The sequence below is a fragment of the Tenacibaculum piscium genome (genome assembly GCF_021390755.1).
GTDB classification, from domain to species: domain Bacteria; phylum Bacteroidota; class Bacteroidia; order Flavobacteriales; family Flavobacteriaceae; genus Polaribacter; species Polaribacter piscius.
Genome location: NZ_JAJGWR010000001.1, coordinates 571,166 through 587,130, shown reverse-complemented (window position 1 = coordinate 587,130; position 15,965 = coordinate 571,166). Strand labels below are relative to the sequence as shown.

The following is a 15,965-nucleotide window of genomic DNA, read 5'->3' as shown; positions in this document are numbered from 1 at the left end:
TAAATTGATTTTATGACCATTTCAATTTGGAGATATAGCCACTTAACCTTGGCTATATCTTCTTTTATTTTTATACTTATCACATCGATTACAGGAATTATTTTAGCTTTTGAACCGATATCAAATCAGTTAAAACCATATGCAATAGCTACTGATGAAATTACCATTTCTCAAACAATTGCTTCTTTACAAAAAGAATATAAAGAAATAATTACCTTAACCGTAAATCAAGATAATTTTGTAACGGCTTCGGTAATTACCCAAACAGGAAAAAGCGAAACTTTTTACATCAATCCTATTTCTGGAAAAAAAATTAGCACTATTACCGCTAAATCACCTATTTTTAAATGGACTACAAACTTACATCGTTCTTTATTTTTAAAATCTACAGGGCGTTTTTTAGTCAGATTTTTCTCATTTTTATTATGCTTAATTACACTAACAGGAAGCATCTTAATTATCAAAAGACAAGGCGGCATTAAACAGTTTTTCACCAAAGTTGTTAAGGAAAATTTTGCTCAATATTATCATGTAATTATCGGGCGTTTTGCCTTTATTCCAATACTCATAATTACCCTTACAGGCGTTTATTTATCCTTAGAAAAATTTAATATTTTACCTAACACCGAAATTAAACACACCTTTAATTCGAGTAGTTTTACGGGTTTTTCTTCGGATGAAAATGTTGCTAAAAAAGCTATTAAAAAAACTCCTGTTGAAGAATTTGCTGTTTTTGAAAACATAAAATTAAACGAATTAAAAAGTATTGAATTTCCTTTTTCAGATGATATCGAAGATTATTTTTTCTTAAAAACACATACAAAAGAACTAATTATTCATCAATATTCTGGCGAAATTATAAGTGCTGAAAATTTATCATGGACAGCTATTTTATCTGATTGGAGTTTATTTTTACACACAGGACGAGGAACTATTATTTGGGCTACAATACTTTTACTTTCTTGTATTGCTATTTTATTTTTTGTGTATTCTGGATTTGCAATTGCCTTGAAAAGAAAACGTAAAAGTGTACTTCCTAAAAATAATATTTCAAAAGATACTGCCCAAATTATCATCCTTGTAGGCTCGGAAACTGGCGAATCATTTAGAAATGCAACCTCATTATATAATGCGTTAATCATCAGTAAAAAACCCGTGTTTATAGCACATTTAAATGATTATACTTTCTATAAAAAAGCAACCCATTTAATTATAATAACATCAACTTATGGTGATGGTCAACCTCCTATAAATGCTACTAATTTCTTAGATTTAATTAAAAAAATACCTCAACAAAACAAGCTGAAATACACCGTGGTCGGTTTTGGTTCTTTAGCATATAAAGAATATTGTAAATTTGCCATTACTATTGATAATTATCTTAAAAACAGTCCTGAATTCACGCCTATTTTACCAATTTACAAAATAAATAATCAAAATTTTGATGATTTTAAAAATTGGGTATCACAATGGAATGAAAAAACAAATAGTAGCATAATTTTAAAAGAAATCATCAGAAAACCTAAAAAACAACAACAATTTTCAGTTGTAAGTACAACAACTCTAAATATAGATGATTCTTTTTTAATTCGGTTAAAACCAACAAGAAAACACTCTTTTTCTTCTGGTGATTTATTAGCAATTACACCAAAACAAGATTCTATCGAACGCTTATACTCTATCGGTAAAATAGAAAATGATATTTTACTAAGTATCAAAAAACATGAATTTGGAATTTGTTCGAACCTTCTTTTAACTATTAAAAAAGATGAAACTTTAAATGCTAGAATACAAAAAAATAAAGACTTTAGATTTCCTGAAAAATCAGAAAACACTATTTTAATTGCCAACGGAACAGGAATTGCTCCCTTTTTAGGAATGTTACAAAACAACTCAAAAACACACTTATTTTGGGGCGGAAGAACGCAAGAATCATTCAAAATATATCAGCCTTTTTTAACAAATTTAAATACTCAAAATATACATCTTGCGTATTCTCAACAATACAAAAATGACAAAAAACATGTTCAAGATATTCTTTTAAAAGATGCTGATTTAATCGCATCAACCTTAAAAAACAACGGAACTATTATGATTTGTGGTTCTCTTTCGATGATGAATGGCGTTTTAAAAACACTAGAAATCATCACTTTAAAAAAATTAAACACTCCTTTAGATAAATTTCAAAAATCAAATCAAATTAAAACTGATTGTTATTAATTATAATCAGTTTTAGTTTATCACCAACTCTTTTTACTACAAAAAACTAGTATTTATTTTTCTTATGCTACTATCATTATTTATTATTCGATTAGTTCGGTTAGTTCCGAACTAAACTGTATTTTTGTGAGCGATTTTACTTTTTAAAATCATATAAGAACCTTCAAATTAATGAAAATGAAAAAAGAAAGCTGCAAAGAAAAAATGGCTTTAGTAGAAAAATTAGGCGTGCATTTAGAAAATAGAGAACATTTAGCTCCTGTTGCTGCACGTATTTTATCGTACGTAATTCTTACAGGCAAAAAAGGAACCACATTTGAAGATTTGGTCAGTATTTTGTGTGCTAGTAAAAGTACTATTTCTACACATCTTAATCATTTACAGGATTTGAAAAAAATAGTGTATTTCACCAAAACTGGCGATCGTAAAAAATATTTTAACATCAATAAAAATAGTATTGTTCAACATGTTGATAAAATGGTCGAACAATGGAAAGAAATTAGAGAATTACACATCGAAATTAAACATTATAAAGAAATTCAAAATAATCATAAAATTGAAAATGATGATGAAAAATTTGAATTGAGTTTTCATAATGATTATATAAAATTTTTAGATGAAGCCACAGATTCTATCAGCCAATTAAGAACCAAAATTACAAGTAATACATTTAAAATCTAAACCAAATAAAACCTATACTAAACCTAAAATAAACTACGTAAAAAATGAAACAAAATAAGATAATGCTAGTATTAATAGTAAGTGCTTTTTCAATTTTTTCAAGTTGTGGGAATAAACAAGAAAAAAATAGCGCAAAAAAAAATACAACACCTCCTAGTTTTCCTGTAACCCAAATAACACCAAAAACAGTAACAAGTTTTAAAGAATATCCAACCGCTATTGAAGGGATTATTAATAGTGATGTTAATGCTAAAATGGGAGGCTATATTCAAAAAGTTTTGGTTGATGAAGGACAAAAAGTACGCAAAGGTCAAGTATTATTTAGATTAGAAACACAATCTTTAAATCAAGATGCCAGTGCCGCTAAAGCACGTGTAAATGTTGCACAAGTTGAAGTTGAAAAATTAAAACCATTAGTAGAAAAAAATATTATTAGTGCCGTTCAGCTAGAAACCGCCAAAGCAAATTTAGCACAAGCAAAAGCAAATTATAGCAGTGTAAATGCAAATATTGGATACGCTACCATTAAAAGTCCTGTAAATGGTTTTGTAGGCGCTATTAATTTTAGAGAAGGTTCATTAATTAATCCTAATAACTCTGTACCGCTTACCACCGTTAGTGATATTAGTAAAGTATATGCTTTTTTTAATTTAAATGAAACAGCATATTTAGATTTTTTACAAAATGCAACAGGTAAAACATTACAAGAAAAATTGACAAACTACGCAAAAGTAAACCTTGTTTTAGCCAACAACAGTACCTATTCTGAAAAAGGAACTATAGAAACCAGTACAGGACAAGTAAATAAAAATACAGGAACGGTAAGCCTTAGAGCTGTTTTTGATAACCCTAATCAGTTATTAACAAACGGAAATAGTGGTAAAATTCAAATTCCAACAATCTATAAAAACGCTATTGTAGTACCTCAACAAGCAACTTATGAGCAACAAGGTAAAATAATGATTTTTAAACTAGATAATCAGAATAAAGTAACCGTTTCAATTATAAAAATAAAGGCTATTGTTGATAATTTATATGTAGTAGCTTCAGGCGTAGCGTTACAAGATAAAATTATTGTTGCTGGTGTTGGAAAATTGAAAAATGATATGATAATTACTCCAAAAGAGGTTTCTTTTGAACAAGCCATAAAACCGATACCAACATTATTTAAAAACTAAATAACTTATAAACACCCTACATCATGTTAAAAACATTTATTGAAAGACCCGTATTGTCTACGGTAATTTCTATTATCATAGTGATACTTGGTATTATAAGTATCTCCAGTTTACCAATAGAGGAATATCCTGATATTGCACCGCCAACAATTAAAGTAGTTGCTTCCTATCCTGGAGCAAATGCCGAAACAGTATTAGAAAGTGTAATTATTCCTATTGAAGAACAAATTAATGGGGTTGAAGGAATGACCTACATAACCTCTACTGCTTCCAATAACGGAACAGCAGAAATTACCGTATATTTTAATCAAGAAATAGATGCTGATATAGCAGCGGTTAATGTTCAAAACCGAGTAGCAAGAGCAAATCCATTGCTTCCACAAGAAGTAAAACAAACAGGGGTAACAACTCAAAAGCAAGAAACAAGTGCTTTAATGTTTATATCAATGTATTCAAAAAATGAAGATTATGATGCTACATTCATACAAAATTACTTAAAAATAAATGTAATTCCTGCAATGCAACGTATTAGCGGAGTTGGTGATGTAAGTGTATTTTCTCAACAAGATTACGCAATGCGAATTTGGTTAAAACCAGAAAAGTTGGCCTCTTATAATTTAATACCTTCGGATATTATCACCGCTTTAAAGGAACAGAATTTAGAAGCTGCCGCAGGTTCTTTGGGTCAAAATAATGGTGAAGCATTTTCATACACACTAACCTACAGCGGACGTTTTAAAGAAGAAAAACAATATGAAGATATTATTATAAAAGCCTTAGGAAATGGTCAGTTTTTAACCTTAAATGATGTTGCAACCATAGAACTAGACGCACAATCATATTCTTCAAACGCCATGAGTTTAGGAAATCCTGCCGTATTTATGGGGATTTTTCAAACCAAAGGTTCTAATGCTCGTGAAATTATTCAGCATATAAAAACAACATTAGCAACTGTTAAAAAAGATTTACCAGAAGGTTTAGATATTTTTGTACCCTACGATACTAGTTTATTTTTAAATGCTTCTATCAGCAAAGTAATAACAACTTTATTAGAAGCTTTTTTATTAGTATTTTTAGTAGTTTTTATCTTTTTACAAGATTTTAGATCAACCTTAATTCCTGCAATTGCAGTTCCTGTTTCTATTATAGGAACCTTCTTTTTCTTAAATGTTTTCGGATATTCAATTAATCTTTTAACATTATTTGCCTTAGTACTCGCCATCGGTATTGTAGTAGATGATGCTATTGTGGTCGTAGAAGCCGTGCATGCAAAGATGGATGAAGGTGAAAAAAATCCGAAAACGGCAACACTAACTGCCATGAATGAAATTTCTGGTGCTATTATATCGATAACTTTAGTAATGGCTGCCGTGTTTATTCCTGTAACATTTATAACTGGACCAACAGGTGTTTTTTATGAACAATTTGGAGTTACCTTAATTATTGCAATTCTTATTTCGGCAGTAAATGCGTTAACATTAAGTCCTGCTTTGTGTGCTATTTTATTAAAAACTCATAAGGAAGATCAAGAGTTAAAAAATAAAAGTGCTTTACAGCGTTTTTACACACTTTTTAATCGTGGATTTAACGCTACTGTGGAAAGATATGGAAAATCATTAGAATTTTTATATAAGAAAAAATGGGTACCTGCACTGTTATTAATTTTGGCAATTGTTGGAATCTTTTGGGCATCAAAAACAACTCCAACAGGTTTTGTACCTAATGAAGATAGAGGAATTATTTTTGCAAATATCGAATTACCCGCAGGTGCTTCTTTAGATAGAACTGATGCTGTATCAAGAAATTTATACGATAAAATAACTAGTATTGATGGTATTATTGGTGTAAACTTTATCAAAGGACGTAGTTTAATTAGTGGAGCTGGAAGTAATTTTGGTTTTGGGATTATAAAACTAAAAGACTGGGGCGAACGAAAAACAACAGCACTTTCAGTAAAAGCAATTACAGGTCAATTATTTGGAATTGCCTCAACAATACCCGAAGCAAATATTATTTTCTTTTCGCCTCCAAGTATTCGTGGTTTTGGAAATTCAGCAGGTTTTGAAGTAAATTTATTAGATAAATTTGGAGGGAAATTTACAGATTTAGACAAAGCTAATAAAGAATTTTCAATGGCGTTAATGAAACATCCTGAAATTAAATACGCACAATCTTCTTTTAACACAAAATATCCTCAATATGAAATGGAAGTAAATGTTCCATTGGCAAAAGAAAAAGGAGTTCCTATTAATAGTATTTTTTCTACATTACAAGGATATATTGGTGGTATTTATGCATCTGATTTTTCAAAATTCGGAAAACAATTTAGAGTCTATATCCAAGCATCACCAGATGATAGGGCAAATAAAAGTGCTTTAGATAACATGTATGTTAGAACCGAAAAAGGCGAAATGACTCCTATTACACAGTTTGTAAATCTAAAACGTGTGTACGGTCCACAATCAGTAACACGCTTTAATTTATTTAATTCTACAACAATATCTGGAGCTACAAACGATGGTTTTAGTACAGGTGATGCTATTCGAATAATCGAAGAAGAGGCCGCTAAATTACCGAGTAATTATACTATTGCTTATTCTGGTTTAACTCGTGAAGAAGTAAGTGCAGGAAATCAAACAACCTTTATATTTATATTAAGTATTTTATTTATATACTTTTTATTAAGTGCACAATATGAAAGTTATATTTTACCGTTAGCGGTTATATTTTCTATTCCTTTTGGAGTATTTGGAGCTTATATAAGTACAAAATTCTTTGGATTAGAGAATAATATTTATTTTCAAATTTCCTTAATTATGCTGATTGGTTTACTCGCTAAAAACGCCATCCTTATTGTAGAATTTGCACTTCAAAGACGTCATAATGGTGAAACTATTGTAGCAGCGGCTATTCACGGAGCAAAATCTCGTTTACGACCAATTTTAATGACTTCATTTGCTTTTATTTTAGGATTAATGCCTTTAGTCTTAGCAAAAGGTGTTGGTGCAGAAGGAAATAATGCGATTGGTACAGGAGCCGCTGGAGGAATGCTTATAGGAACTATTTTAGGAGTTTTTGTAATTCCAGTTTTATTTATCTTATTTCAATGGTTACAGGAAAAAGTAACTAAAAAATCAGCAATACAAACGATAGAAGCATAAAAAATCATGAAATTTACAACTAAATATATTTATTTTGGCAAAGCAATTATAGTTGCAATAATCTCATTAACATTACAAAGTTGTTTTGTTGCCAAAGATTATGTAAGACCTGAAATTAAAGAAAATGATTCTCTTTATAGAACCGATAATTTAGCTACAGATAGCATATCTATGGCTAATATTTCTTGGAAAAATTTATTTACAGATACATATCTTCAACAATATATTGAAGAAGGTCTTAAAAATAATATGGATGTTCGTATTGCTATTCAGCAAATGATTACCGCTCAAGCATACGCAAAACAAGGAAAAGCTGGATATTTGCCATCAATAAATATTGGTGCAAATGTAACGCATCAAGAATTATCAAAAAATAGTCAGTTTGGAGCATTTTTAAGCAATACTTCTACCGATCAATTTGATATTAGTGCCAACTTAACTTGGGAAGCCGATATTTGGGGTAAAATACGTAGTAACAAAAGAGCTACACAAGCGGTTTATTTGCAAAGTGTTGCCGGACATCAAGCAGTAAAAACAAAACTTATTGCTGGTATTGCCACTACTTATTATAATTTATTGGCTTTAGATGCGCAGTTAGAAATAACCAAACAAACTATTTTAACTAGAGAAAGTAGCCTTGCGACCATCAAAGCTTTAAAAGATGCAGGACAAGTAACACAAGTTGCAGTGGATCAGAATATCGCACAATTCAATAATGCAAAAGCTTTGCAAGTAGATATTGAAAATGCTATTTTTAAAACTGAAAATACCCTTAGTATTTTATTAGGTAAAACATCAACTAGTATACAAAGAAGTAGTTTAGCTGTTCAAAAAAATGACCAAAATATCACGCTAGGGATACCTACAAATTTATTACGAAATAGACCTGATGTTATCGCTTCAGAATATAATTTAATCAAATCATTTGAACAAACCAACATGGCTAAAAGTAGTTTATATCCTTCTTTGAAGTTAACTGCGACAGGAGGTTTGCAAAGTTTAGATTTAGATAAATTATTTAATATAAATTCGTTATTCGCAAATATCGTAGGAGGCTTAACACAGCCGTTATTTAATCAACGGAAATTAAAAACCCAAAGAGAAGTTGCTATTGCTCAACAAGAAAAAGCTTTGTTAGAATTTAAAAAAACATTGCTAATTGCGGGTAATGAAGTATCAAATACGTTATTTTCTTATCAATCAGAAATTAAGAAATTTGAGTTTAGAAAAAAAGAAGTAGAAGCCTTACGTACTGCCGAAATGAACTCGGAAGAATTACTGAAAAGTGGCTTTGCTAATTATTTAGATTTATTAACAGCCAGAGAAAGTGCCTTGCGTGCCGAACTAAATAGTATCGACAGTAAACGACAACAATTAGTGATTGTTGTTAATTTATATCAGGCATTAGGTGGCGGTTGGAAATAAAAAACAATATACTACTACATAAAAAAAACTACTAATTATACGCTAATTAGTAGTTTTTTTTATGATTTTAAAATAAATGTTAATTTTTTACTAATTTTTGCATATTTTAATTTATTTTGGTCTTGCTAAACACCAAATATTATGATTACTCTCACGCTCGAAAAAGGTAGGTTATTAATTGCAGATCCTACTATTTTAAATGATACTTGTTTTAATCGAACGATTATTTTAGTAACAGAACATACTTCAAAAAGTTCGGTTGGTTTTATTTTAAACAGACCTTCACAACATGTTTTGAGTGATTTTGTTCCTGATATTGATTGTGATTTCCAGATATATCAAGGAGGTCCTGTAGAGCAGGATAATTTATATTTTATACACAAAGTTCCACAATTAATTCCCAACAGTATTGAAGTTGCCAACGGCATTTATTGGGGTGGAAATTTTGACCTTTTAAAAGAATTATTAATCGATAAAAAATTAAAATCTACCGATATTCGTTTCTTTTTAGGATATTCTGGTTGGGAAACAAATCAATTAGCATCAGAATTAAAAACAAATTCTTGGTTTATCGCTGAAAATAATTATGAAAATATTTTAGCAATAAGAAATGCCAACTTTTGGAAAAATAAATTACTTCAAAAAGGTGGCAAATATAAAATTTGGGCAAATGCTCCAAGTGATGTTCAAATGAATTAACCAGTAATTGTTAATAAATTAAGACTACTTTTTATTTTTTGAGTTATTTCTGATGTAAATATTTTCTTTCGATAATTGGTAACCGATTGAATCCCTGCAATGGCATTTGTGATGAATATTTCATCTGCTTTTTGGAGTTCAAAAGGAGAAATTGTAGTTTCTTCTATTGAATAATCAGGATGTTTTTCTAAAATTTCGATAACTTTTTTTCGAACAATTCCTTTAATACAGCCTTCTGTTAAAGCAGGTGTTTTGATAATTCCATCTTTAATTACAAAAACATTTCCATTAATTGCCTCTACGACTCCTTTTCGTTCGTTGAGTAAAATACAGTTGTCTAAATCATTTTCATCAGCAAAAATAGCTGACAAAGTATTTAACATTCTGTTGGTTGTTTTTATGGTTGATAATAATCCAGAATAGTTATAAAAATCTTTGTATAAATCTATTTTATAGCTTGTTTTTTGAGTTGGATTAAATCCGTTCGCTTCAATTAAATAATCAATTTGGTTTGATGTTGGTTTGTATAATCCGCCATCTTTTCTATAAACACTTAATCGAACTCTATAATTTTGTGATGTTGGTAATTCATTGATTACTTTTAAGATTTCATCTTGCAAAAACTCAAGTGTAAATGACATCGGAATTTCCATACGTAGCATTCTCATTGACGCCATTAATCTAAAATAATGGTCTTCCATAAAAACAACTTTAGTGTTGAGTACCCGTATGGTTTCAAAAATAGCATCGCCATATTTAAAGGCTCTATTATCTTTAGATATTCGTAGTGCTGTTTCTGATATTATTTCCCCGTTAAAGTTAATCATTTTTCAAAATTTGATTGCAAAATTACAATAAAACTATAATAAAACTATAAAATAAAATTAGAATAATTTCGATAAAGTAGCGGTAAAAAAACTCGATGATAAGAGACTACAATATCGAGTTTTTTTGTGATTTTTTATAAGGTATAAAATATTATGCTCCGATACTATTTTTTAAACTTTCAATTTGACTTTCCCATAACATTTTAGCTTCTTCAACTTCATCAGTATCGGCAAAATCGGTAATAATTACGGCAACATCTTTTGTTAGCGCATCTACTTGTATTAAAAATTCGAAATAACTTTCATCATCTTCACTTTCAACCCATTTATATTTGATGCGTTCGTTTACTTTTTTTGCGATAATTTTAGCTTCTTCTTCGGTATCATCCCAGGTGAAAGTAATTAATTTTCCACGAGAATTAACACTATCAGCAAACCATTCTTCTAATCCTGATGGCGTTGCCAAACAATTATACAACATACTTGGTGATGCGTGTATAGGAAATTCTAATTCGTATTTAACTTTTGTCATTTTTTTTTTCTTGGTATGGCAAGATATATCTTTATTTTTGAAAAAAAAATTCATTTTTATTAGATTTTAATTTGTGTATCTAAAAATAAGATGTATATTTGCACCCGCAATGGCGAGATAGCTCAGTTGGTTAGAGCGCAGGATTCATAACCCTGAGGTCGGCAGTTCAAATCTGCTTCTCGCCACTCCAAACTCTGCATCCCTTACAAACAAAGGGATGCAGTTGTTTTTTAGAAAAAAGCGCACCAATAACTCACCATTCCGATTTCATGCACTTTACAATTAATCCAACGCGGTTGATGTAAAAAAAAAATGCAAAAAAGCCAAACTTCAAAAAATATTATTCCGTTTATCGATTACGTTCCTGCTGAATTAAAAGAGAATAATCGTTGGGAAATCATCTTTTACGCTAAAGACCCTTACGAAATAAACCCAACAAAACAACTAAAAAGAAAACGCCATCGGGTAAAACCTATGTCGAATATTCGAGAGCGACGTAAATACGCTAAACAGATTGTAGCTAATTTAAACAAGAAACTTCAAATAGGATGGACACCATTTATTCAAGACGACAACACTAAATTATTTACTAAGTTATTTGATGTTTTTGATATCTATATTCGTCAAATAGAACAACAGGTTGACAAAGACTCATTGCGTTCAGATACTTTAAGAGCATACAAAAGCTACATCAACAACATGAAGGCATTTATAAAGGAAACGAACAGAGAAGGGTGTTTTGTTATTGATTTTAAAGAAGGGTTGTGTCGTGAATTTCTAGATATGATATTCTACGAAAGAAACAACTCAGCAAGAACACACAATAATTACCTTGCTTTTATTGGTGTATTTACGAGATGGGCAATTAAGAGAAGGTATTTAAAAGTGGATTTCACTTCTTTAATTAGCAAAATAAAACAAGGCGACAAAAAAAGAACAATTATTCCAAAAGAAGCTCGTGAGCAAATCTTCAATTACTTAACAAAAACAAATACTGCGTACGCTACTTTGTGTAAAACAGCTTTTTATTGCTTAATTCGAAGAACTGAACTTACAAAATTAAAAGTTTCTGATATTATTTTAAAAAATGGAATTATTAATGTACCTGCGGAAGCAAGTAAAAATAGAAAATCGCAAATTGTAACAATTCCTTTAGAGTTAATAAATGACTTAGCTATTCATTTGAAATCAGCAAACAATACTGATTATTTATTTTCTGCGGATGATTTTAAGCCAGGAACATCGATTTTAAATCCTAAGAAAATTTCAGATGTTTGGATAAAAACACGCAAACAACTGAAATTTAATGATACATATCATTGGTATTCTTTAAAAGATACAGGTATCAACAATTATTTACAATTAGGAATACCGACAGTAGATGTGAAGAATCAAGCTAGACACTACTCAATCTCGCAAACAGAACAATATTTACCGAAACACATATTAAAAGCTGTCGGCAATATTCAAAGTGCGAAATTAAATTTCTAAAGCATTGTCTCACTTTCAACATCTAACATCCAATAATTCTTCGGAAAGAACATTCTTTGTTTCTTTATAGATTTATACAGATGTTTTTTATTGTATTTGAATCGACCATCACCAACATTAAATTGTTCTAAACTATGCGCTGGGAATTTATCTTTGTACGTTTCAGAATTTAAACGGAATTGCAACCATTTACGCCAATTTCGTTTGTAGTTTTCTTCCAGTGAAAAATTACGCCCATCAATCTCATCTACAGTAACGGGCATTCCGTTTTGCAAGCCGTCAAATAAAACAAAAGAAAAACCATCTTCTTCTTTTGTTTTTGTCGCTGTAAATACACCATTTAAAGATGTTCGTCTCATTTTCTTGAAACCTACGTCAATAGAGGTGATATCTTCTTTTTTGTAATTAGTGCTATCAGCTTCTAAACCACTTGATGAAATATATAATGCTTTTGTTTTATCGGTTAATTCATATAATTTATTTTGATTAAATACCCTACTCACATTTACTGGCTCTAAATGACGCTCATCTTTTAAATTTGTTCCTAAAAATTTCTGCTCAATATAATTGATGTTGACAACGTTTTTATCAAACGTAACTTCTAAATTGAACCAGTTTATTACTTTATTTAAAAACGCTCCAAAAGTAATATCTGGCATTAGTTCGCTCAAGGAAAAATTATTTGGGAAAGTATTTAATTCACCGTCCGTTAAATTAAAAGAAATATTATTGTAGGCAGAAATATCACCAATAGCTACGGAGCCATCAGTACTGTATTTTTGTAAACTCAAGTGAAATTGCACCGATTTAGAACCATCAACATCTTCAGAATTAATTATTAATTTCTTATTGAAATTATTCAATTTAGAAGTGTAGATTATTTGACCGCCATAAACAACCTTGAATTCCAGCACTTGAATATCGTCAGGTAAAGACATTAGTATATTTATTGAGTACGTACCTTTTTCCGTAACACTATATGTTTCAAAGTGATTTGCTGAAATGTAGTTATTATTCCAAAGCTCACTTACCGTAGTAAACTTAAAGGTATCAGGGATTCCTGAATAAAACTTTTCTAGTATCTTATCCGTATAGATTAAAATTTTATTATTTACAGTATCACTAACAAAACTACCATTCATTATGGTATTGTCACTAGCAAAACCAACTTTTAAAACTTCCATTAAATAAGGCATCGGAACGATTAGATTCCTGTTTTTAATGACGTTTTCACCTTCAATAACCTCACTATTATTTGTTTTAAAATTTCCGTCTTCAAAATTATTTATAATCCCTTCAAAATATTCATAATTACTATTTTCTTTTTTTTCTAAATCAATAACCATGGGGAAATTATAACCGACTTTTGGATAGCTTTTTGAAATAATCTCTTTCGCGTGTACAAATAAATGATCTGTAGAAATCAACTTAAATGGTAACGTTGAAAGCTTTTTAGAAAACAACACATTTGTTTCTTTTCCGTAATAGATACTACCTTCTATTTTACCGTTATTTAATTGCGACATTTCTAAATATGCTTCATTAAATTCGTTATCAATTATTAATGTGCCATAAAATTTAGTAGCGTACTTAATTGCATTATCAAGATCTAAGAAATCAAAAATAGCAGTAGTTTCATTATCTAATTCCTTCGTAAACGGCCAGGTATATTTTTTAACTAAATAATTAAAAAACATTGGATTTTCTTCAATAAACGTAATATTTACTTCGGTCAGGTCTAAACGAAATGATTTCGGTGTGCGACTTAAAAACTCTATCATTTTAATAATTTTTCAAACGTTAAATCAAAAGTTCTGTTATTCTCTGAAATTTTTGGACGTGAAAGTGTTTTTGTTGTCGATTTCACGGCGATAATTTCATTTTGATATATTAATTTTATGTTTCTTGACTTTAACATTTTACTGACGACATCAATACTTTCATAAGTATATAACGGCCCTGTATTTAATTTGAAACTGGTTTTATTTTCTACGGATAACACTTTTGTTTCCGTGGTTAAATGGTCTTTTCGGTAGCTAAAATCTTTTGATTTGTAATTGTCTTTTTCTGAGATATCGCCTGTAAATTCGACAGAATCAAAAACACCCCATTTATTTTCCCAAAAAACAAGCGCATTATCTGGAGTGTTTGGTTTTATAAATACGGTTACAATAGTATTGTGAGCGGTTATAATAATAGCATCACCTTCTTTTAAATTCAATAAATTTAAAGGGATTTGAACAGTATTAAAATAACTCGAAACAGCAGGAAATGTAACTGTTTTAGTAACCGAACCTGTTATTACTATTTCCGTTACTGCTGTTAATAATGGGTTGTAAAAAGAAAAAGACACGACTCCTTTATTTGTCAAATACATTTCTTTATTGTTGTCACTTAGCCAATTATCAAAAGGCGTAATTCCTTTTACAAATGGAATTTTTTTTAACTGAATACCTTCAATTATTTCATCAGAATATATTTCAGCTTCTTGAACGTTAATAGTTAGCAACGCTGGTAGATAAGATGTTTTTAAAGAAACAGTATTTAAAAGTAAATCAGGTTCATTATTGATTATTTTATTAACGACTGCACCAATTCTCTTTTTTGCAGTTCCATTAAAAAAAGGAACACCTGATGCGTACTTGAATATTTCACTATTATATTTAACTGAAATATCAATAGATAAATAAGTAGCTACTCCTTCAGATGAAATAATAATATTGTTTTGGTCGTCTGAAAAATAGAGTGTTTTTTCTGATAATGTTTCTTTAGTAAATGAACGTACAACTAATACTACATTGATTATTTCTTCAACACTTCCAACGGTTATTTTTACGACAGCTGAATATTCTCCAGCTGTAAATTCTGCTACATTTTGAATACCGATATCAAAAAAACCAACACCAGCAACACCTTCAGTAACACTTAACAACAACCAAGCAGCTTCAGTTGTCGCGGTCCATTGTTTTGAAGCGTTTAGCTCTATTCTTTTTGATAGCGGTAAATCACCTGAAATAGTGTAATTAAAAAGTAGTTTTTTTGGGGCAGCATACAAGTAATCTTCCCCTCCAGATGTGATATTTAGTGTAACATTTAGTATCCGAGTAGAACCTCCTGAATTGACAATAGGTATTCCTGTAGTATATTTCCCAACTTGTAACCCTGTCGTGTTTACCGTTATACTTAAATCTTTATCAACTCCAGCAATACCTGACTTCGAACTTTCCGTAATCCAATTGCAGTTAGAGAAATCAGCAACCCAATCACTATTAGATGTTATTTTTATTTTTTTCGTTAAGATAGGAGTATCACCTATTTTGCTATCATAAATTAAAGTACTTGGCGATATGATTAGTAAATCATCTGTTACATGAACAGTAATATTTAAAGACCCAATCAGGTCGTTAAATATAGTTGAACGCTCATCATTTACGGAGAAGTGATAATCAGGGTAACTATTGTACACTTTTAAGGCAATAGAATGTTTTCCTGATTCTAAATTTTTAACGATATCATTTAATGATATCGTTAATTCTCTTAAATGAATAGATTCATTGTCCGTATCACCTAAAGAGATTATTGAAACACCTGTTTCTGGAGCAATAGTCAACCAACTAGTTGCTTTATTATCATAGGTAATTTTACTAATATGTTGATGTGTATATTTAATATTCAAGCTCACAACCCTACTAGGCGGAAGCGATGTACCTTTTTTATAATTGAATATTAATTCTGATGGTGTAATTGCCAT

Annotated in this window: 11 protein-coding genes and 1 tRNA gene; 8 read left to right on the top strand and 4 right to left on the bottom strand. The window is 30.0% G+C overall.

Annotated elements, in window-relative coordinates:
• The first annotated feature begins 12 nt into the window (after positions 1-12).
• From L0U72_RS02795 to L0U72_RS02770, 6 genes are all read left to right on the top strand, one after another.
• Complete coding sequence (locus tag L0U72_RS02795; RefSeq protein WP_233898368.1) at positions 13-2,220, top strand: PepSY domain-containing protein; 2,208 nt, start codon at positions 13-15, stop codon at positions 2,218-2,220.
• 177 nt (positions 2,221-2,397) lie between these two features.
• Positions 2,398-2,901 (top strand): GbsR/MarR family transcriptional regulator, encoded by a 504-nt coding sequence (locus L0U72_RS02790; protein ID WP_233898367.1) that lies wholly within the window; start codon positions 2,398-2,400, stop codon positions 2,899-2,901.
• Positions 2,902-2,945: 44 nt separating this feature from the next.
• On the top strand, positions 2,946-4,079 hold the full coding sequence (locus L0U72_RS02785) for an efflux RND transporter periplasmic adaptor subunit (RefSeq protein ID WP_233898366.1): 1,134 nt from the start codon (positions 2,946-2,948) through the stop codon (positions 4,077-4,079).
• A gap of 23 nt (positions 4,080-4,102) precedes the next feature.
• The gene (locus L0U72_RS02780) at positions 4,103-7,240 is read left to right on the top strand and encodes an efflux RND transporter permease subunit (protein WP_233897820.1); all 3,138 of its coding nucleotides are present in this window, start codon (positions 4,103-4,105) and stop codon (positions 7,238-7,240) included.
• Positions 7,241-7,246: 6 nt separating this feature from the next.
• Positions 7,247-8,665, top strand: a complete 1,419-nt coding sequence (locus tag L0U72_RS02775; protein ID WP_101916831.1) for an efflux transporter outer membrane subunit — start codon at positions 7,247-7,249, stop codon at positions 8,663-8,665.
• A 141-nt stretch (positions 8,666-8,806) separates the two neighbouring features.
• Entirely contained in the window at positions 8,807-9,364 is a 558-nt protein-coding gene (locus tag L0U72_RS02770) for a YqgE/AlgH family protein (protein ID WP_101916830.1), read from the top strand.
• Here the strand turns inward: L0U72_RS02770 and L0U72_RS02765 are convergent.
• Together L0U72_RS02765 and L0U72_RS02760 are read right to left on the bottom strand one after the other, a co-directional pair.
• On the bottom strand, positions 9,361-10,191 hold the full coding sequence (locus tag L0U72_RS02765) for an aminotransferase class IV (protein ID WP_233884388.1): 831 nt from the start codon (positions 10,189-10,191) through the stop codon (positions 9,361-9,363). The genes L0U72_RS02770 and L0U72_RS02765 overlap by 4 nt on opposite strands.
• Positions 10,192-10,342: 151 nt before the next feature.
• The gene (locus L0U72_RS02760) at positions 10,343-10,723 is read right to left on the bottom strand and encodes an START-like domain-containing protein (RefSeq protein WP_193699899.1); all 381 of its coding nucleotides are present in this window, start codon (positions 10,721-10,723) and stop codon (positions 10,343-10,345) included.
• A gap of 111 nt (positions 10,724-10,834) precedes the next feature.
• Between L0U72_RS02760 and L0U72_RS02755 the strand changes: the two genes are divergently transcribed.
• Together L0U72_RS02755 and L0U72_RS02750 are read left to right on the top strand one after the other, a co-directional pair.
• Positions 10,835-10,908, top strand: a tRNA-Met gene (locus tag L0U72_RS02755).
• Positions 10,909-11,035: 127 nt separating this feature from the next.
• A complete protein-coding gene (locus L0U72_RS02750) occupies positions 11,036-12,214 on the top strand; it encodes a tyrosine-type recombinase/integrase (protein WP_233898365.1) in 1,179 nt (392 codons plus the stop codon).
• Here the strand turns inward: L0U72_RS02750 and L0U72_RS02745 are convergent.
• Together L0U72_RS02745 and L0U72_RS02740 are read right to left on the bottom strand one after the other, a co-directional pair.
• Entirely contained in the window at positions 12,211-13,995 is a 1,785-nt protein-coding gene (locus L0U72_RS02745) for a hypothetical protein (protein WP_233898364.1), read from the bottom strand. The genes L0U72_RS02750 and L0U72_RS02745 overlap by 4 nt on opposite strands.
• Complete coding sequence (locus L0U72_RS02740) at positions 13,992-15,965, bottom strand: hypothetical protein (protein ID WP_233898363.1); 1,974 nt, start codon at positions 15,963-15,965, stop codon at positions 13,992-13,994. Before L0U72_RS02740 ends, L0U72_RS02745 begins: the two co-directional genes overlap by 4 nt.